The organism is Nocardia veterana NBRC 100344 (assembly GCF_000308855.1).
Taxonomy (GTDB): Bacteria; Actinomycetota; Actinomycetes; order Mycobacteriales; family Mycobacteriaceae; genus Nocardia; species Nocardia veterana.
In genome coordinates this window covers 1-18,696 of the sequence record NZ_BAGM01000093.1, presented here as the reverse complement: position 1 = coordinate 18,696, position 18,696 = coordinate 1, and the positions used below count along the sequence as shown (strand labels likewise).

General features: G+C 69.3%; 18 protein-coding genes. 10 read left to right on the top strand and 8 right to left on the bottom strand.

Features of this window, described 5'->3' with window-relative positions:
* Positions 1-40 precede the first annotated feature (40 nt).
* Together ON37_RS16320 and ON37_RS16315 are read right to left on the bottom strand one after the other, a co-directional pair.
* A complete protein-coding gene (locus ON37_RS16320; RefSeq protein ID WP_051031662.1) occupies positions 41-1,168 on the bottom strand; it encodes an Rv3169 family protein in 1,128 nt (375 codons plus the stop codon).
* A gap of 8 nt (positions 1,169-1,176) precedes the next feature.
* On the bottom strand, positions 1,177-2,316 hold the full coding sequence (locus ON37_RS16315) for a phosphotransferase family protein (protein ID WP_040720433.1): 1,140 nt from the start codon (positions 2,314-2,316) through the stop codon (positions 1,177-1,179).
* 358 nt (positions 2,317-2,674) lie between these two features.
* Here ON37_RS16315 and ON37_RS16310 point away from each other — a divergent pair, with 358 nt between their 5' ends.
* Positions 2,675-4,030, top strand: a complete 1,356-nt coding sequence (locus ON37_RS16310; protein WP_245553226.1) for a DoxX family protein — start codon at positions 2,675-2,677, stop codon at positions 4,028-4,030.
* 16 nt (positions 4,031-4,046) lie between these two features.
* On the opposite strand, the gene ON37_RS31005 is transcribed toward ON37_RS16310, so the two are convergent.
* Positions 4,047-5,012, bottom strand: coding sequence for a poly(ethylene terephthalate) hydrolase family protein (locus ON37_RS31005; RefSeq protein ID WP_051031661.1), 966 nt, complete (start codon positions 5,010-5,012; stop codon positions 4,047-4,049).
* Between the two features lie 73 nt (positions 5,013-5,085).
* Here ON37_RS31005 and ON37_RS16300 point away from each other — a divergent pair, with 73 nt between their 5' ends.
* The 4 genes from ON37_RS16300 (at position 5,086) to ON37_RS16285 (ending at position 9,153) form a co-directional block, all read left to right on the top strand.
* On the top strand, positions 5,086-5,493 hold the full coding sequence (locus ON37_RS16300) for a PPOX class F420-dependent oxidoreductase (protein WP_040720432.1): 408 nt from the start codon (positions 5,086-5,088) through the stop codon (positions 5,491-5,493).
* A gap of 193 nt (positions 5,494-5,686) precedes the next feature.
* Complete coding sequence (locus tag ON37_RS16295) at positions 5,687-6,250, top strand: LGFP repeat-containing protein (protein ID WP_040720431.1); 564 nt, start codon at positions 5,687-5,689, stop codon at positions 6,248-6,250.
* A gap of 70 nt (positions 6,251-6,320) precedes the next feature.
* Positions 6,321-7,580 (top strand): uroporphyrinogen-III C-methyltransferase, encoded by a 1,260-nt coding sequence (gene cobA / locus ON37_RS16290; protein ID WP_051031660.1) that lies wholly within the window; start codon positions 6,321-6,323, stop codon positions 7,578-7,580.
* 112 nt (positions 7,581-7,692) lie between these two features.
* A complete protein-coding gene (locus tag ON37_RS16285; RefSeq protein ID WP_040720429.1) occupies positions 7,693-9,153 on the top strand; it encodes an MFS transporter in 1,461 nt (486 codons plus the stop codon).
* Positions 9,154-9,184: 31 nt separating this feature from the next.
* Here ON37_RS16285 and ON37_RS16280 read toward each other — a convergent pair whose 3' ends face one another.
* The 3 genes from ON37_RS16280 to yaaA form a co-directional block, all read right to left on the bottom strand.
* Positions 9,185-9,580 (bottom strand): ankyrin repeat domain-containing protein, encoded by a 396-nt coding sequence (locus ON37_RS16280; protein ID WP_040720428.1) that lies wholly within the window; start codon positions 9,578-9,580, stop codon positions 9,185-9,187.
* Between the two features lie 105 nt (positions 9,581-9,685).
* Complete coding sequence (locus ON37_RS33825) at positions 9,686-11,515, bottom strand: three-helix bundle dimerization domain-containing protein (RefSeq protein WP_210741084.1); 1,830 nt, start codon at positions 11,513-11,515, stop codon at positions 9,686-9,688.
* A 209-nt stretch (positions 11,516-11,724) separates the two neighbouring features.
* Positions 11,725-12,489 (bottom strand): peroxide stress protein YaaA, encoded by a 765-nt coding sequence (yaaA, locus tag ON37_RS16270; RefSeq protein ID WP_040720427.1) that lies wholly within the window; start codon positions 12,487-12,489, stop codon positions 11,725-11,727.
* A 58-nt stretch (positions 12,490-12,547) separates the two neighbouring features.
* On the opposite strand from yaaA, the gene ON37_RS16265 reads away from it, so the two are divergent.
* Complete coding sequence (locus ON37_RS16265) at positions 12,548-14,305, top strand: proline--tRNA ligase (RefSeq protein ID WP_040720426.1); 1,758 nt, start codon at positions 12,548-12,550, stop codon at positions 14,303-14,305.
* A gap of 120 nt (positions 14,306-14,425) precedes the next feature.
* Here the strand turns inward: ON37_RS16265 and ON37_RS16260 are convergent, their stop codons facing one another.
* Positions 14,426-14,857, bottom strand: a complete 432-nt coding sequence (locus ON37_RS16260; RefSeq protein WP_040720425.1) for a ferritin-like domain-containing protein — start codon at positions 14,855-14,857, stop codon at positions 14,426-14,428.
* A gap of 229 nt (positions 14,858-15,086) precedes the next feature.
* On the bottom strand, positions 15,087-15,626 hold the full coding sequence (locus tag ON37_RS16255; RefSeq protein ID WP_245553225.1) for a hypothetical protein: 540 nt from the start codon (positions 15,624-15,626) through the stop codon (positions 15,087-15,089).
* A gap of 550 nt (positions 15,627-16,176) precedes the next feature.
* On the opposite strand from ON37_RS16255, the gene rimP reads away from it, so the two are divergent.
* The 4 genes from rimP to ON37_RS16240 form a co-directional block, all read left to right on the top strand.
* Positions 16,177-16,821, top strand: a complete 645-nt coding sequence (gene rimP, locus ON37_RS16250) for a ribosome maturation factor RimP (RefSeq protein WP_040720424.1) — start codon at positions 16,177-16,179, stop codon at positions 16,819-16,821.
* On the top strand, positions 16,818-17,846 hold the full coding sequence (gene nusA / locus ON37_RS16245; protein WP_040720422.1) for a transcription termination factor NusA: 1,029 nt from the start codon (positions 16,818-16,820) through the stop codon (positions 17,844-17,846). The genes rimP and nusA overlap by 4 nt, the downstream gene beginning before the upstream one ends.
* A gap of 63 nt (positions 17,847-17,909) precedes the next feature.
* A complete protein-coding gene (locus ON37_RS31810) occupies positions 17,910-18,290 on the top strand; it encodes a YlxR family protein (RefSeq protein ID WP_083893042.1) in 381 nt (126 codons plus the stop codon).
* A gap of 121 nt (positions 18,291-18,411) precedes the next feature.
* On the top strand, positions 18,412-18,696 hold a 285-nt coding region (locus tag ON37_RS16240), incomplete at its 3' end, for a translation initiation factor IF-2 N-terminal domain-containing protein (RefSeq protein WP_040720421.1).

Below are 18,696 nucleotides of genomic sequence, written 5' to 3'. Positions count from 1 at the left end.
CACAGCTCACATCGCCGACGGCACGCGGGCGGGTGCCGCGCTACGGCGCGACGGAAGTCCAATCGGCGAATCCGGTCGGGTCGTGCCGACCCAGGCTGCCGTGCTCGAACAGGCCCCAGCCCTCGGCGTCACCGCAGCGCGCCTGCCCGACGTGGTCGATCACACCCCACGGAATACGCCCGGCCACCGCCGGATCGGTCAGGTCGTACGCGGTGGTCGAGACCCAATCCCGGCCCTTCCACTGGCCGTGCAGCCAGTCCGGATCACCGCCGTATCCGCAGCCGATGTGCAGCGGGATGCAGGTGTGGGTGCGCACCTCCACCGTCAGCGGCGATCCGTCACCGGCGGTCATGTCGAGCCGGGCGGACACCGGAATCCTGGTGCCGGAGCGGTAGTCGATATGGATGCGCGGCCAGCCCAGCTGCTCGATCCGCCCGTCCGGCCAGACCCGGACCGCATCGTTGAGGGTGCGGAAACCGTCCGGATTCTCCTGCACGATGACGACGATGGCGAACTCGTCGAAGCGCAGCGGCGCGTAGAGCCACCAGAATCCGCCGGCCGGTTCACTCGCATCGCGCCCGGGTGGCTCGGCCTCACCGACCGGCCGGATACCCCACGATCGATCCCGCGTCCCCATCCACACCGCGGGGTCGACAGTGATATCGGCGCCGTCGACGGTCAGCGTGCCCGACCACGATCCGACCTGGGCGAACCGCGAGGCGTCGATGATCGGGCGACTGCCGGTGTGGATGAGATGCGGCTGTTCCTGCACGGCGGGAAACGAACCGTCCCAGGTGAGGTCGAACGACAGGTCGTCGTGTTCGCAGATCACCCGCACCCGCTGTAGTGGCTCGACCACCTCGATCCGGTACCCGCCGACGCTCATGGCGAGATCGCGCGGGCCCAGCGCGTCGGAGAACCGCACGGTGCGCTGATCGTCGCCGCGCCGCACCGCCGCATAGGCATCCACCACCCCGAGATTCGGGTAGACACCGAAGCCGGTGACCAGCATCGTCCCGCCCGCGCGGTCGTGGGCGTTGAAATAGCTGCGGTCGTAGAAATTGCGGTCGGTGGTGGCCGCGCGCGCCAGCGACAACGGCGTCTGGTGCACCGGATATTCGTCCAGCGGAACCGGTGCCTTCGCCGGATGGCCGTCGATGTCTGCCATCGATCTCCTCAATCCCACTCGTAGGTGCCGTCGAGCAGAGCCTCGAGGGCGGCTCGGTGCATGACGTAGTCGTCGCGGTCCTCGGTATCGGTGTCCTCGCCGAAATGGATCATCCGCCGCTTGATGCGGGCCATCACGATGCCGTGGCGCAGCGCGGCGTAGACCAGATACCAGTCGAGGTCGCGCAGCCGGTACCCGGTCGCCTCCTCGTACTGCGCCACCACGTCGCCGCGGCGCAGATAGTCGGGGAGACCGGGCTGATCGAACCGGGTCGCGATGTCCTGGAAGAAACGGTGGATGAAGATCAGCCACGCCACGTCGAGTTCGCGCGGTCCGAGCGTGGCCATCTCCCAGTCCAGGACGGCGGCCGGCGTGAACTCGTCGAAGATGATGTTGCCCGGCCGCGCATCGCCCCAGTTGAGGACGTCGGCGCCGGGTTCGGTGGGCCACCGCTGTTCGAGCCGATCGAAGGCGCGTTCCAGCAACGGGATTCGGTACCCGTCGTCGGCCAGCGCCCACCGGTACCAGTGCCGCTGAGCGTCGAAATGTGCGCGCAGCGACGAGGTGCCCGCCGCCGCCAGAGCCGGGAATTTCGCCGCCGGGTCCGGGATGGCATGGACCTTCGCGATCACGTCCACGGTGGCGCGGGTGATCCGCATCCGCTCCTCGGGGGTGGCGTCGAAGACCCAGCCGACGAAGACGTACGGCGGGTTGTCCTCCGGAATCCGGCCGTCGATCCGCTCCATCACGAAAAACGGTGTGCCGAGGACGGATTCGTCGGATTCGAACCAGCACAGGCGCGGCACCGGCACGTCGCTGTGTTCGGCGACGCCCGCCATCACGGCGTACTGGGTGTCGAGGTCGTAGGTTTCGAAGACGGGGAACGAGCCCGCCTCGGGGGCCATGCGCGCCACATAGGAGCCGCCCTCGGTCCGTCCGTCGCGCTCCCAGTGCGCATCGAACAGCACCGAGGAACTGGACATACCGCCGGCTTGCGGGCGGGACAGGCCGGAGACGACCGGAGTCGTGGCACCGGGGAGCCGCCCGGTCAGCCATCGGGTGAGCCGCTCGGCGAGATCGTCCAGGTCGCGAGCGCTGGTGGTCAGCTGCCGCCGTTGCCCGGGGTCGGAATCGGATTCGGCCGCCATGTCGGACCTCCTGCTGAATGAAAATATCTGTGCGCCAACCCTTTACGCGCGTCATGGCAGAGCGGGCGCGGCGCCGGAGGCGTCTGGATGAAATGTAACGCGTTCTAGTCGGCGGCGGGAAGGAATCGAGACCGAAATTTCCGCCGTACCGGTGACCGGGATCCGGTTTGCTCCCCGTGCGCCGGGAACACCCCGATCGTCGTGCTCCCACGTACGCCTCGAGGAGGACCGGCGAATCCGGGTCTCGCCCTGAGGACTTTCCTCCCGCGCCCTCGTAGCGTCGAACCGGTCCGCGCATCGCCGGCGCTCGAGTGCCGCCGCGCCGGGTGCGCCGGATCATCAGCGGAGAGGAGTGGGTGTGAGTGTGACCGTCGAACAGACCGAGTCCCCGCGGGTGGAGGACGATCCCGGCCCGGCGCCCGCAGCGGGCTGGAACCCGCTCACTCGGGTGGCCTTTCGCTTCACCTTTCTCTACTTCAGCCTGTTCTGCCTGACCTATCCGCAGATCGTGTTCGCGTTCACCGGCTGGTTCGGTGACTGGTTGGACCCCGACGCGGTGCTGTGGCAGCCGCGGTCGCTGCGCCCGGTGCTGGACCGGGTCGGGCACACGGTCTTCGGCGTCGATCCGGTCTTGCGACCCAACGGCAGCGGCGATCAGACCGTCCTGTGGGTGCTGGTGTTCTGCGTCTTCGTAGTGGCCGTGGCCGGCACGCTGCTCTGGACGGCACTGGATCGGCGGCGCACCGACTACCGGCGCCTGGCCGGTTGGTACCTGGTCTTCCTCCGGATCTGCCTCGCCGCACAGATGCTCAACTATGGTTTCGCGAAGCTGATCCCCAACCAGATGCCGGAACCGGCGCTGTCGACTCTGCTGGAGCCGTTCGGCAACCTGACGCCGATGGCGGTGCTGTGGAGCCAGGTCGGGATGAGCCCGCCCTACGAGATGCTGCTCGGCGCCGCCGAAGTCATGGCGGGCGTCCTGCTGTTCGTCCCGCGCACCGCGACCCTCGGCGCGATGCTGAGCCTGATCTCGATGGCACAGGTCTTCGTGTTGAACATGACCTTCGACGTGCCGGTCAAGATTCTGTCCGGCCATCTGATGCTGATCTCGATGGTGCTGCTGGCGCCGCACGCACGCCGATTGATCGATGTGCTGCTCCTGGATCGTGCGGTCGGCGCCGCCACCGCGCCCTATCCGTTCCGCACTCGCCGGTCCCGCCGGTCGGCCGCGCTGGTGCAGGTCGGTATCGGGGTGTGGGTGGCGGTCGCCCTGGTCCACGCCGGCATGCGGATGTGGGACGAGGGGCCGGGGCGCGCGGATCCGCCGCTCTACGGCATCTGGCAGGTCGAGGAGTTCAGCCGCGATGGGCAACCGGTGCCGCCGCTGCTGACCGACACCGGTCGGTGGCAGCGCGTGGTGTTCGACCTCCCGGGTGTCATGCATTACCAGCGGATGGACGGCACCCTGGTGGCTGTGCCGGCCCGGGTCGACACCCAGGCGCGTCGAGTCGAGCTGCCGGCGGCGGAAGGGCCCGGCGGGCATTCCGCGACCGCGGGGAGCCTCGGCTACGAGCAGCAGGGACCTGACCGGTTGCGGTTCACCGGAGACCTGGACGGCCACCCGGTGACGGTGACCTTCCGGCGCCAGGATCCCGAGGCCTTCCCGCAGCGCAGTCGCGGCTTCCACTGGGTCCAGGATCAGCCCGCGTTCTGATCGGACGCCGGTGTGCTCAGGCCGCGTTCGCGCCGATCTGGTTGCCCCAGTGCGGGTTCGGAGCGTAGAACTCACCGGTCCCCGGTTCGAACGCGGCCGCCGCGCCGGGGCACCCCCACAGGCGGGCGGCCAGCCAGGCCGTCGGATAGCCGAGGTAGCCGTACACGCCGTCGGTGCACGGCGTCGATGCCCGGTCGCAATCCGGCTGCCCCTGGACGTCGTTGTGATTGGGTCCCACCAGGGTGCCCCACGCCTTCGTGACCGAGGGCGGAGTCGCGGCGTAGTAGTCCTGGTTGGACTGCAATCCGGGCAAGGACCACCGCGCCTGCGAGGGGGAGATCAGCGCATCGTCGGAACCGTTGACGAACAACACCGATCCGGAGCTCAAACGGCGAGTATCCGTGCAGCTCAACGCCGTTGAGCAGAAGGACTGGGTGGGCAGTTCGATCGGCACCGCGGTGCGGATCAACCCGCCCGAATCGATCATCGCGTTGAGCGCACCGATGGCGCCCTGCGAATGCCCCATCGCTCCGATCGCCGAGGTGTCGAGCCGATCGTGGAAGATGCTGCCGGGATCGGCGGCCCGGTCGACGAGATACCGTGCGGCACCGGCGATATCGATGCCCGAGCCGGTTCTGCGATTCTCCGTCGCGATCACCACGAATCCCCAGGACGCCAGATGGCGCAGCAGATACGCGTACTGGCGGGGCTCGGCGGCGGTCCCGTTGCCCCAGGTGACGATCGGATGCCGCGGGCCGTGCTCACCCAGATCGGTCGGGTACCAGATGTCGTAGGCGGCGCCGGTGCTGTCGCAGCAGCCGAATCGGTGCCGCTCGGTGACCTGCCAGGGACCGGTCTCCAGATACCGGGCCTCGACCGGGCCGGCGGCGTGATACGGATCGGCTGCATACGAGGTCGCGGCTACCGCGGCGGCCACCGCGACCGCCACCACCACGGTCAGGATCTGCAGCGCGCGTCGCATGGTCGCAGAATAGGACCGCGCACGGCGCCCCGAATCGGGAATGCCGCCGGCTGCCGATGGGTTGGGTCGTGAGGTGAGCGCAGAACTCTCCGAAGACCTGAAGAAGATTCTCGACGACACAAACGTTTTCGCGACGCTGGCGACGATCGGTCGCGACGGGCAGCCGCATCTGACCGTCATCTGGCTCGTGCGGGAGGGCAACGACCTGTTGTACTCCACGACCGTCTCGCGGCAGCAGTACAAGAATGTCGTGCGCGATCCGCGGGTGACGATCATGATCAATCCGCCGGACACCCCGTACGTGTACGCGGAAATCCGCGGCACCGCCACCGTCACGCCCGACCCCGACCGGGCCCTGCCCGATCGGCTGTCGGCCAAATACACCGGCCTCCCGTATGCCGAATTCAATCCGGCCTCGGTGCACGACGCCGACCGGGTGATCGTGCGGGTGACCCCGGAGCGGATCAACGGCCGTCTCTGAAATACCCGAATCGCGCTGGTCGGCCGGGTGTGAGATGAGTCTCGACTGTGATACGGCCGGCGTTGCCGGGCCGGTGTACTCCCTGCAGGATGAGTGAGCGGCGGCACCCGCCGCCGCCCCGACTTCGCAGGTAGAGGGAGTTCTCTTGGCTTCGTCAGGTGGCAGACAGGGTAGAAGCGAACAATCCGGGCGAGTGCGCCGAGGCCTGCGCACCGCCGCCGTCGCCGCGACGCTGGCGGTGCTCGCCGGCACCGGCGCCGGAGTCGCGGCGGCCCGCCCGATCGGCGCCTTCGATGTCGGTGGGGCGATCGAGCAGGAATACGACCGTGCCGGTGGCGCCGCCACCTTCGGCAATCCCATCGGACCGGAATCCGACGCCCACGGCGGCAAATTCCAGGTCTTCGAGCGCGGCTGCTCGATCTACTGGTCGCTCGGCACCGACGCGCACGCCATCTGCGGTCTGATTCGCGACAAGTGGGGATCGCTGGGCTGGGAGAACAGTCCGCTCGGGTTTCCGCTGACCGACGAGGCCCCGGCCGGTAGGGACGGCACCGCCCGCTACAACCTGTTCCCCGGCGGCACCGTCTACTGGTCCGCGAGCACGGGCGCACATCCGGTCTGGGGCTCGATCCTCGGAATCTGGAAGGGCAACAACGCCGACCGCGGCCGCTACGGCCTGCCGACCAGCGACGAATACGACTACAACGGCGGCAAGGCACAGGATTTCCAGGGCGGCCGCATCACCTGGCAGCCCTGATCCGGCTCGACGGCGCAGCCGAGGCGGGTGATTGCGACGTGCGCCCCGCCACGCCGTAGGCTGAAACCTTGTGCCGAATACGACAGACGACCAGCAATCCGGTGACCCGAACTACGTGGTCGGGCTCGATCTGGCCGGCCGCCGGGTCGTGGTCGTCGGCGGTGGCTCGGTGGCCCAGCGGCGGCTCGGACTGCTCATCTCCGCCGGCGCCGACATCGAGGTGATCAGCCGCACCGTCACACCCGCCGTCGAGGCGATGGCGACCTCCGGGCAACTGCGCATCACGCTGCGCGCCTATGCCGACGGCGATCTGGACGGCGCCTGGTACGCGATCGCCTGCACCGATGAACCGGAGACCAACGCGGCGGTGGTCGAGGAGGCGACTCGGCGGCGGATCTTCTGCGTACGTGCCGACAACGCCCGGCTCGGTACCGCCGTCACCCCGGCCAGCGCCCGCTACGACGGGCTCACGCTCGCCGTCCTGGCCGGCGGCCGGCATCGTCGCTCGGCGGCCGTGCGCACGGCGTTGCTCGAGGCTCTGCAATCGGGTGTGGTCACCGACGATTCCGAACCGGTGGCGCCCGGCGTGGCGCTGGTCGGCGGCGGACCGGGGGATCCGGATCTGATCACCGTGCGCGGTCGCCGGCTGCTGGCCCGCGCCGATCTGGTCGTGGCCGATCGGCTGGCGCCGCCGGAACTGCTCGCCGAACTCGGACCCCATGTGGAAGTGGTCGACGCGGCGAAGATCCCGTACGGCCGCGCGATGGCGCAGGAGGCGATCAACAGCGCGCTGATCGAGGGCGCGAAGGCCGGGAAGTTCGTGGTGCGGCTCAAGGGCGGCGATCCCTACGTTTTCGGCCGCGGTTACGAGGAACTCGAGGCCTGCGTGGATGCCGGGGTGCCGGTGACGGTGGTACCCGGCGTCACCTCGGCCATCTCGGTGCCCGCCCTGGCGGGTATTCCGGTGACCCATCGCGGGGTCACCCACGAATTCGTCGTGGTGAGCGGCCATATTCCGCCCGATCACCCGGACTCGCTGGTCGACTGGCCGGCCCTGGCCCGGCTGCGCGGCACGCTGGTGCTGTTGATGGGTGTGGAACGCATCGAGAAGTTCGCCTCCGCCCTCGTCGAGGGTGGCCGGGCGCCCGATACGCCGGTCACCGTGGTCCAGGAGGGCAGCCTGCGGACACAGCGAATCCTGCGCGCCGATCTGGCGAGCGTCGCCGAACGCGTCCGCGCCGAAGGGATCCGGCCACCGGCCATCATCGTCATCGGGCCGACCGCCGGGTTCACCACGGGCGCGCCGGATTCCGGCGAGCCGGCCGAATAGGGCCGCGGATGCGTGCCCGGACCGGCCGGGGTACCCGGTGCGAGCGCGTGGGGTGGGCCGGTTCCGATATCCGTTACAGTGAGTCACTGTGCTCGATAACCCCGCTGCGACGATGCAATATCCGGTGACGAAGCGGGCCTTCGGGCTGCCGATCCTGGTCCTGTCCGGCCTGCAATTGATGGTCGTGCTCGACGGCACGGTCGTCATCCTCGCGCTGCCGGCGTTGCAGCGGCATCTGGGCCTGACCAGTTCCGGAAGTGCGTGGACCGTCACCGCCTACGGCCTCACCTACGGCGGCCTGATGCTGCTCGGTGGCCGCCTCGGTGACTCGTTCGGTCGCAAAAAGATGCTGCTGCTCGGGGTTTCGTTCTTCACGCTGGCCTCCCTGCTGTGCGGGCTCGCCCAGAACGAGGCCATGCTGATCTCCGCGCGGGCGCTGCAGGGAACCGGTGCCGCGATCGCCGCACCCGTGGCGATGGCGCTGGTGGTCAGCACCTTCGCGCCCGGCCCGGCCCGTAACCAGGCCATTGCCATCTTCGGCTCCATGATGGGGGTGGGTTCGGTCGGCGGCCTGGTGGTCGGCGGCGCCCTGGCCGAATGGAACTGGCGGTTGATCTTCCTGATCAACGTGCCGATCGGCCTGCTCATCATCGCGGGGGCGATCTTCCAGCTGCGCGATTCGACCCACCACCGGCTGCCGCTCGACGTCCGCGGCGCGATCCTCGGCACGCTGGGCTGCGTCGGCGTGGTGTTCGGCGCCACCGAGGGGCCGGACCTCGGCTGGACCAGTCCCTACGTCATCGGCGCGTTGATCGCCGGGTTGCTGCTGCTGGTGGCGTTCGTCGTCGCCGAGCGCACCGCCGTCAATCCGCTGCTGCCCCTGACGCTGTTCCGGGATCGGGACCGCTCGACCACCTTCGTCGCGCTGCTGCTCGGATCCGGTGTGCTGGGGGCCATGACCTATTTCGTGGCCCAGTTCCTGCAGAACGTGGTCGGCTATTCGCCGCTGGTCGCCGGTCTGGCCTCGATTCCGTTCACGATCGGTGCGGGAATCGGCACCGGCGTCGCGTCCAAGGCGGCGTTGCTGGTCCGGCCGCGCTGGCTGCTCGCCGGCGCGGCGACGGTGCTGGCCGGCGCCTTGTTCTTCGGTTCGACCCTCGATCGCACGGTGGAATACCTGCCGACACTGCTGATTCTGCTCACGGTGGTCGGCATGGCCATCGGTTTCGTGATCGTCGTCGGCCCGCTGTGCCTGCTGGTGGGCGTGCCGGTGAACGAAGTCGGTCCGCTGTCGGCGATCGGGCAGATGATCCTCACCCTCGGCACCCCGTTCGCCGTCGGCCTGCTGACCCCGTTGGCCGCCTCGCGCACCCTCTCACTGGGCGGTCGCACCGACCGCACCTCGAATCTGACGCCGAACGAAGTCGCCGCCCTCTCCAGCGGCTATACCTTCGTGCTGTTGATCTGCGCGATCGGCGCGGTGGTCATCGGCCTGCTCGTGCTCACCCTGCGCTACACCCCGCAGCAACTCGCCCAGGCGCAGCACGCCCAGGAAGAGGCACAGCAGGCGTAGGAGGGTTCACCGTGCCGAGGGGCGCGCCGGCTCAGCCGCGGTCGAACAGTTCGAGCAGTTCCGCCTTGCCGAACATGCTCGCCGCGTCGCGGGCCGACGGTGTGCCGGCGTCCGGGTCGGCACCCGCCGCCAGCAACGACTTCAGAATGTCGTTCTCCCCTTTGAATACCGCACCGGCGGCCGGTGTCTGGCCGCGATCGTTGGCGCGGTTCGGGTCCGCTCCGCGTTCGAGCAGCGCATCCACCGCCCCCTGATGGCCGTGATAGGCGGCCAACATCAGAAGGGTGTCACCGTTGTCGTTGCTCAGATTCACCGGCACACCGGCGTCGATATACGCCGCCAGGGTCGCGGCCTCGCCCGTGCGCGCCAGTTCGAAGATCTTCGTCGCCAGTTCGACCAGGTCCGGGTCCACGCCGTCGGTATCCACGCCGCCATTACTACCACGGCCTGCCCTCGGCGCCGGCAATCCGAAACGCGCCGCCCGGGGCTCGGTGGATGCGCCCGGGCTCGGTTGGATGCGCCCGGCGCGTACTCAGTTGTAGGAGCGCGCGACCCCGTCCAGCAGATGTTCGAGGGTGTCGTAGGTCGGAGTGTCGACGACGTCGAACACCTCCTTGGCGACCGGGATGTGATGTTCGGCGGTCACGGCCGCGAACTGCGCCGGATCGGCGGTGCGGAAGCCGTGTTCGGCGGCCAGCCGCTGCAGTTCCGGATCGGTGCTCAACAGCCGGCCGATGCGATCGCCGGTCGGGGTCAGCGGTACCAGGGTGTGCCGGGACAGCACGGTCGGCGACGGATACAGCAGTTCGGCGTCGGCGGGCAACCGCCCCGCCACCGCGGCCTCGACGTACTGTGATTCGTAACCCCACACCATCGGTGTGGGACCCATTCCGGCGCTGAGGTATTCGGCGAACGGGCCCGCACTGGAATTCTCGGTGTACCCCTGCCTGGTGAACAGGCGCGACACCTTCGACAGCACGAAATTCTCCGCGGTGGGCCCCTGCACGACGGCGTCGTCGTTGGCGACATACGCGGCGACCGCCAGATACATCGCCGCGGAATTCGAGGTGCGTGGATCGGTGGTCGAGATCAGGACGTTCTTGCGCACCGGATACGACGTATTGCCCGGCAGCTGGTCCCACTGCGTGCCCTGCTGGGTGAGGTCGAGATAGCGGTGCATATCGAAGGTCGGCACCGGGCCGGGCCGTACGATTCCCGACCGGGTCAGCAGCTCGGTGACGGGGCGGAAACTGGCGACCACCATCGGGGAGGAGAACGGGGTGTATTTCGCGGTGATTCCACGCTCGCGCTGAACGCGTTCGGCGGCGAGACTGCTCGACGGGAAGGCGAAATCGTCGCGGCTCAGATCGACCGAGGTCGCGATCTGGCGCGATCCGGCCGGTTCCACCTCGAGGCGGAATCCCTTGCGGGCCAGTACATCCGCGACGCGCGGGTCGGTGAAGAACTCCATCTTCTCCGAGCCCACCACACCGTGGACGGTGAGCAGGGCCGGTGCGGGACCGGCCGCGGGGGCGTCGCCGTCGTCACGGAAAGCGAAGGCCACGGCGAGCGCCACGACGACGACCACGGCCGCCGCCAACCCGGCTGCCACCCGTGGCCGCCGCAGCGTGGCGACGAAACCGGCGGGCGCCGGGGTGGCGGGTTCCGGCCCGGTGCCGACCGGCGAAACCTGCTGTGCGCCTACGGGTTCGGCAGTGGCGGCGGGCCGGGGCGGCGCGCCGGACGGTGGCTCGGTGCGGGTCCGTTCGTCGCCGGAGCGGTTCTCGGTCGAGTCCCCCGAATCGTGGTCGGTCTCCACCACGTTCGGCGTGGTGGCCTCGGCGTCGGCCGATGTCGTGGTGGCCGCAACCACCACCGGCCTCGTAGCCTCGGTGTCGGCTGCGCCGGAAGCGGCGAGGACGGCACCCGCTGCCGAATCCACCGGCGCGGACTCGGCGGTTTCCGGCAGTGGGGCAGTGGCCGCCTCGGCCTCGCCGTTCGTGCCGTCCGGACCATCGGGGCCGGACACGTCGGTCGCCGGCACGGACGGTGTGTCGTCGGGACCGCTGTCGGCGGCCGGATCGGTGGAGTGGATGGTAACGGCCTGTGCGGCAGCGAATTCCGAAAATTCCGGATAATCGTCGCGGCTCGGCTGCGGCGGTAGGTGCTGCAATTCCCGGCGCACGATGCGCTCCACCAGAATCGGCACGAAATCCCGCACGGCATGGCCGTCGAACCGCTGCCGCACCTGACCGACCAATTCCTGCACCAATTCCGGTGAATGGCTGTGGCCGAAATGGTCGACCAGCCGATCCGTCAACTGGCTCAGCGCTTTTTCTTCACGGTCGGTGGCGTCACCCACACCGAACTCCTCGCCCATCGCATCCAACGGCAGCGGTCGGCCCGCCGCGCCGAAGCTACGATAGCGAGGCCGGGGCCGGTTCGGAGGCATCGCGATTCGTCGCCGCGTCGACCGAAAGCACTGGTAGCGGCCGGTTTTCGAAGCCGGATTCCCGCCCGTGGGTGGTCGCTATTCGGTTCGAATTACGTCGGCGGTCACCGAGAATTCACTCAGGTGAGGACCAGCAGCTCGGTGGACGACGCGATTTCCACTCGCAGCCCGGCCTTTTCGGCGATCCGCGCCAGCGCCCGGATGTCACCGGGCTCGGCCCGGGTGGACACCAACGCGCGGGCCAGCAGTCCCTTGTGGTGTTTGTTGAAATGACTCACCACGGTGCGGCTGCCGTCCGGGCGCTCGGTCAGCACGGTCGCGGTCACCGCACCGGGTAGCCGTCCCAGCTGCTGGTAGGTGCCCGAACGCAGGTCCACCACGAGCTGCCCGGCGGTCGCCTCGCGCAGGGCCGGTGCGAGCACGGGTTTCCACAGCGAGGCCAGCGTCGGCATCCCCGGCAGTTTGGATCCACCCGAGAGGCGGTAGCCGGGGATCGCATCGCCCGCACGAACCACACCGAACAGCGCCGAACCGACCGCCAGGCGCTCGACCGCGCGAGCGCGTTGGATCTTGGTCAGCGACGCGATGTCGAGTGCGTCGTAGAGCACACCGGTGTAGCGCTCCAGTGCCGGTCTGGTCGGCGCGGTGCGCAGGGCCGCATTGCGTCGCAGCGCGGTCTGCAAACCCTCCGCGCCCGCACCGCCGGCCTTGCCCAGGCCCAGCGCCACCCGCGCCGCTTCCGGGTCGGCGCTCAATTCGATCAACTCGGTGATCAGCTTGTCCCGTACCGCGGTGAGCTGCGGCAACCACAGCGAATCCAACTCGAGCGGACCGAGAGTTCCGCCGTCGGACTTGGTTTCGGAAGGAGGCAGGATCACCAGCACGAGCGGATACGGTAACGCCCTGTAAGCATCCGCGCAGCAGCGGCTAGTCTGTGCATCCGTGATCACCCGTCTCTCGCACCTGTTCCTGCGCACCCTGCGCGACGATCCCGCCGACGCCGAGGTGCCCAGCCACAAGCTTCTCGTCCGGGCCGGATATGTGCGCCGGATCGCGCCGGGCGTGTACTCCTGGCTGCCGCTGGGTTTGAAGGTGTTGCGCCGGATCGAGAACGTGGTGCGCGAGGAGATGAACGCGATCGGCGCGCAGGAGATCTCGCTGCCCGCCCTGCTGCCGCGCGACCCCTACGAGACCACCAACCGCTGGACCGAATACGGCGACAGCCTGTTCCGGCTGCGGGATCGCAAGGGCGCCGATATGCTGCTCGGCCCCACCCACGAGGAACTGTTCGCGCTGACGGTCAAGGGTGAATACAACTCGTACAAGGATCTGCCGGTCACGCTGTACCAGATCCAGACGAAGTACCGCGACGAGGAACGGCCGCGGGCCGGCATCCTGCGTGGGCGCGAGTTCATCATGAAGGACTCCTACTCCTTCGATCTCGACGAGGACGGGCTGAAGGCCAGCTACGCCGCGCACCGCCAGGCCTATCAGCGCATCTTCGCCCGGCTGGGCGTCGAATATGTGATCGTGGCCGCGACCTCGGGCGCGATGGGCGGCAGCGCGTCGGAGGAATTCCTCGCCAGCAGTCCCATCGGCGAGGACACCTACGTCACCTGCCTGGAATCCGGCTACGCCGCCAATGTCGAGGCGGTCGTGACGCCCGCGCCGCCGGAGCTGCCGATCGACGGCCGGCCCGCCGCCGTCGTGCACGACACTCCCGGGACCCCGACCATCGCCTCGCTGGTCGACTGGGCCAACAGCGCCGGCATCGCCGAACAGTACGGCCGCCCGATCACCGCCGCGGACACGCTGAAGAACGTCATGGTGAAACTGCGGCATCCCGACGGGAAGACCGAAATCGTCGGCATCGGCATCCCCGGCGATCGCGAGGTCGACGACAAGCGGCTCGGCGCGAGTCTCGAACCCGCCGAGGTGGAACTGCTGACCGATGCCGACTTCGCCGCCAACCCGTTCCTGGTGAAGGGGTACATCGGACCGAAAGCGCTGCTGGCGAACGGAGTTCGCTACCTGGTCGATCCGCGCGTGGTCAAGGGCAGCTCCTGGATCACCGGTGCGGACGAATCCGGTAAGCACGTCGTCGGGCTGGTCGTGGGTCGTGACTTCACCCCCGACGGCACGATCGAGGCCGCCGAGGTTCGCGAAGGTGACCCGTCACCGGACGGCCGCGGTGTGCTGCACGCCGCGCGCGGTATCGAGATCGCGCACATCTTCCAGCTCGGCTACAAATACACCGACGCGTTCGAGGTCGACGTGCTCGGCGAGAACGGCAAGCCGGTCCGGCTGATCCAGGGCTCCTACGGTGTCGGCATCTCCCGCATGGTCGCCGTGATCGCCGAACAGATGCACGACGAGAAGGGGTTGCGCTGGCCGAGTGCCGCCGCACCCTTCGATGTGCACGTCGTCGTCGCCAACAAGGACGAGGCCGCGCGTGCCGGCGCCGAGGAGGTCGTCGCCGGCCTGGACGCCCGCGGCGTCGACGTGCTGTTCGACGATCGCACCGCCTCGCCCGGCGTGAAATTCAAGGACGCCGAGTTGCTCGGGATGCCGTGGATTCTGGTGATCGGACGCGGCTGGGCCGACGGCAAGGTGGAACTACGCAACCGGTTCACCGGCGAATCCGAGGATGTGCCTGCCGATTCGGCGGTCGAGGCGGTGCTGGCCAAGCTCCACGGCTGACGGCCGAACGCCGACGCCGAGCGGTCGTGCCTCGCCGCAGGACGGTCCGGCGCCGGATTCGGGGGCTGGGTCAGGACTCGCCGAGCCACCGGTGTCGGTCGAGGCGCGGCAGCCCCCCACTCACGGTTGTCCGGGGAAGGGGACGGTCGCGGGGCTCACCCCCAGAATCGACTGCCAGGCGGCCAGGCGCCCAGCACATTCGGTGAGGGCGTCGATTCCGGTGCGGCGCAGGTCCGCGGTGGTGGCCCGCTCCACCACCGAACGCCACGCCACGGCCGTATCGGATTCGACCGTGACCGCCAGCTTCGCGGCGGGAATCGGGTCGTCGACCGGGAAGGGGGGCGTGTAGGCGGCCGCCGGAGCGGGCACGCTCGCCCCCGCCGCTTTCAGGGCGTCGATGGTGGCGTCCCGGCGCGCGCGGTGGGCGGCGGTGTATTCGGCGACGATCTTCGCGCGCTCGGGCGAGGCGTAGGCCGCGATCACGCCGTAGGCGTAGACGGCGGAATATTCGGCGTTGAGCGCATCGAGGAGCGCCTGCTGATCGGTACTCATGCGAGGTCCTTTCCGGGTCGGCGTCGGGGCCCGCTCGCGCGGTGTTCGTCGATGGGGTGTGCCGGCTGCGGGGTGCTGCGCCGCCTTCGCGCCGGTCTGCGCACGCCTGCCGGGCCGGCGGGGCGGCGGGGCTGTGATTGCCGTGCGGATCTGCTCGTGCCGTGCGCAGGGTCGGTCTGCCCGCAGTGCCGCTCGATGGTGCCCTGCCGGCGTCGACGCGCCCGTTCGCTCACGCCAGGACGACGGCCGCGTGCGTGGCACAGCACGCGCTGATCGAGGCCAGAAGTCCGGCGCGGTAACCGGTTTGGGCCGTGGCCAGCTGCGCGGCCGCCCGCTGGGCGTCGGCCAGCCGTGCGCGCACGGCCGCGACCGTCGGCGGCGGGGTCGGTGCGGTGGGTTCGGCCACCGGCGGGGTGGCCGACTTCGGTTTCGTGCCGTCGCCGTAAACGCCGACGGCCCGGTCGATTTCGGCGCGCAGCGCGTCGGCGTGCTGAAGCCGCTGTGCCGCAACCAGATTCAGCGCGACGGTATGTTCCGGCGCCGCCGCGATCGCGGCCTTCGCCCAGGCCGCGTCGGTGCGGGCCGACACTTCCTGTGTCACAAGGACATCCGGTGCGGCGGGCGTCTTGTCCGCACAGGCGGCGAGCGCGCTCACCGCTACCACGGCGGCCGCTCCGCCGCCGGCGGAGCGCAACAGCGCGCGACGGTCGAGCACGCGCGACGGCGAACGTTGCGGGGATACCGGATTCGGATCGAGACGGCTGGGCACGCCTACATCGTGCCAGTGTTCACCGACCACCCCCGCGCCCAGCCCGGCCGAGCCCACCGCCCGCCACCGCTCCCACGCCCGTCGCAACGCTGTTCGTCCTGTTCGGGCCCGGCGCTCGAGGTTGTCGCGCCACCCGGGAATGCGCGGGCCGTGATACCGCGACCCGATGGGTGGCGGCCGGCCGGCATCCGGCGCAGGGCGGTCCGGGGCGTCGGGATGCGGTGCGGTTCTCGTTCCACTGCCCGGTGGCGGCGGGGAGCGCCGGCCCGGCGGAAGCGGATCGTCGCTCGACGATCGGTCGGGCGCGGCACCTTCGCGCCGGACCCCATCGAGGCGCGGCAACGGCTGATCCCGGCCGGATTCCGAGGGTTCGCCCGCACCGCGCGCAGCACGGACCGCACCCGGGCCGACTCGACCGGATTGGCTGGTCCTTTACACTCTTGCAGCGCGTTACGCTAGACCTCCGGCGGAACATTCCCCGGGATATGCGCGCCGACCATGCCGGACCAGGACCAATACCGCGTCACAACTGAACCAGGAGCCGCCCCACATGCCGATGCCGACCGAGGAAAGGGTGAGCCAGCTCGTTGCTGGGCTCGTCGAACGCCGAGGGCTCGACCTCGAGGGCGTGCACATCACGGCCGCGGGCGGGCCGCAGACCCGGGTGACGGTGACCGTCGACGGCGACGAGACCGTCGACCTGGACATGATCGCGGAATTGAGTTCGCAGATCTCGGAGGCTCTGGACGCCGCCGGCGATTTCGGTGAAAAACCCTATCTGCTGGAAGTCACCACGCCGGGTGTGGATCGCCCGCTCACCGAACTGCGGCACTGGCGCCGGGCGCGCGGACGCAAGGTCCGGGTGCGGATGCGCGCGGGTGCGCAGACTCCGGAGGGCAAGGCGGTCTTCGAGGCGCGCGTCGGTGCGGCCACGGAGACCGAGGTGGCGCTGGTGGTCGGCGGCAAGCGGGCCCCGCACCGGATCAGCGTGCCGCTCGCCGATATCGACTCCGCGGTTGTCCAGGTGGAATTCTCCCCACCGGGGGCGGCGGAAATGGAACTCGCCGGCGGCGTGGCCACGGGCCGACCGGAGCCGGGCGCCGCGGACGAGGCCGTGGACGCGGCCGGATCCGGCGAAGCCGTCCAGCGAGAACACCGTCCAGTAGTTGCGCCGACCGAAGGGATCGTGGAATGAACATCGAAATCGAAGCCCTGCGCGCGATCGTCGCCGATAAGGGAATCTCGATGGAGACAGTGCTCTCCGCGATCGAGTCGGCTCTGCTGACCGCCTATCGGCATACCGAGGGCCACGAGCCCAACGCGCGCATCGACATCAATCAGAAGACCGGCGTGGTGCGGGTGATGGCCTGCGAAACCGATGCCGACGGCAACATCATCTCCGAATGGGACGACACGCCCGAAGGCTTCGGCCGGATCGCCGCGACCACCGCGCGCCAGGTCGTGTTGCAGCGGCTGCGCGACGCCGAGAACGAGAAGTCCTTCGGCGAGTTCTCCACCCACGAGGGCGATATCGTCGGCGGCGTCGTGCAGCGCGACGCCCGGATGAACGCCCGCGGCACCGTGGTGGTGCGCATCGGCAGTGAGGCCAACGGCGCCGAGGGCCTGATTCCGCCGGCCGAACAGGTGCCCGGGGAGAGCTACGAGCACGGCGATCGGATCAAGTGCTACGTCTACGGTGTCTCCCGCGGCGCCCGCGGTCCGCAGATCACCCTCTCGCGCACCCATCCGAATCTGGTTCGGCGGCTGTTCGCCCTCGAGGTGCCCGAGATCGCCGACGGATCGGTGGAGATCGTGGCCGTGGCCCGCGAGGCCGGGCACCGCTCGAAGATCGCGGTGCGCTCCACGGTGCCCGGCGTGAACGCCAAGGGCGCGTGCATCGGCCCGATGGGCCAGCGGGTGCGCAACGTGATGAGCGAGCTGGCGGGGGAGAAGATCGACATCATCGACTGGGCCGAGGATCCGGCCACCTTCGTCGGGAATGCGCTGAGCCCGTCGAAGGTTGTCTCGGTGACGATCGTCGATCCGGAGGCGCGTGCCGCCCGGGTCGTGGTCCCCGATTTCCAGCTCTCGCTGGCGATCGGGAAGGAAGGTCAGAACGCCCGCTTGGCCGCGCGATTGACCGGTTGGCGCATCGATATTCGCTCCGATGCGGCCCCCGACGTGGCCGGATCGCCGCGCCCGCACGCCCAGCACGGGTAGGGCACGGCGATCCGGGAGACGGAGGTCGGGGGCGGAACAGGGGCTGGATGCGGAGATCGGGACATGGCAGCGGTACAGTGGACACAGGCTCAGCGCGAGTCTTCGGTATCCGCACTTTCCGCTCAGGTCGGAACTCGGGGCACTCCCCGAACCCCCGGCCCGGTCCGGACCTGTGTCGGATGCCGGAAACGCGAGCTGGCCGCCGATCTGTTGCGGGTCGTGGCGCAATCGCCCGGCAGCGGTCCCGAAGGGGACGCCGTCGTCGCGATCGTTCCCGATCCGCGGCGCAGACTTCCCGGGAGGGGTGCCTGGCTGCACCCCGTTTCGGCCTGTCTGAGCATGGCAGAGCGGCGCCGAGCGTTCGGCAGAGCGCTACGAGTGTCCGGAAAACTGGATATCTCAGCCCTGGAGCACTACGTCGAGAACAGGCACGAGCACTCATGAGCACACCGTGAAGTACCAACGATGAACGGCCATCGAAGATAACCGGAGGTCGTGCGGGCGTCCTGCCCCCTGAAAACGGGGAGCCGGGACTGTCACGCTCGACCTCTCAGTGAGGAGAGCAGTGGCAGGCAAGGCCCGCGTGCACGAGTTGGCAAAAGAACTCGGTGTCACGAGCAAAGAACTACTCGCAACGCTCAAGGAGCAGGGCGAGTTCGTGAAGTCGGCGTCGTCGACGGTGGAGGCACCCGTCGCCCGTCGGCTCCGGGAGTCGTTCGCGGCGAAGTCCGCCCCGGCCAACGGCTCCGCGAAGTCATCCGCGAAACCCGGTCCCGCACAGGCACGTCCGGCCGCCAAGCCGGCCGCCGGCGCCACCCCGGGCCCGCGTCCCGGCCCGCGTCCGGCTCCG

What these genes read in the sequence shown, in the direction of transcription:
- rimP (WP_040720424.1), top strand. Translation starts at nt 16,177, where the DNA reads ATGCCGATGCCGACCGAGGAAAGGGTGAGCCAGCTCGTTGCTGGGCTC.
- ON37_RS16320 (WP_051031662.1), bottom strand. Translation starts at nt 1,168, where the DNA reads ATGGCAGACATCGACGGCCATCCGGCGAAGGCACCGGTTCCGCTGGAC.
- nusA (WP_040720422.1), top strand. Translation starts at nt 16,818, where the DNA reads ATGAACATCGAAATCGAAGCCCTGCGCGCGATCGTCGCCGATAAGGGA.
- ON37_RS16260 (WP_040720425.1), bottom strand. Translation starts at nt 14,857, where the DNA reads ATGAGTACCGATCAGCAGGCGCTCCTCGATGCGCTCAACGCCGAATAT.
- ON37_RS16315 (WP_040720433.1), bottom strand. Translation starts at nt 2,316, where the DNA reads ATGGCGGCCGAATCCGATTCCGACCCCGGGCAACGGCGGCAGCTGACC.
- ON37_RS31005 (WP_051031661.1), bottom strand. Translation starts at nt 5,012, where the DNA reads ATGCGACGCGCGCTGCAGATCCTGACCGTGGTGGTGGCGGTCGCGGTG.
- ON37_RS31810 (WP_083893042.1), top strand. Translation starts at nt 17,910, where the DNA reads ATGGCAGCGGTACAGTGGACACAGGCTCAGCGCGAGTCTTCGGTATCC.
- ON37_RS16285 (WP_040720429.1), top strand. Translation starts at nt 7,693, where the DNA reads ATGCAATATCCGGTGACGAAGCGGGCCTTCGGGCTGCCGATCCTGGTC.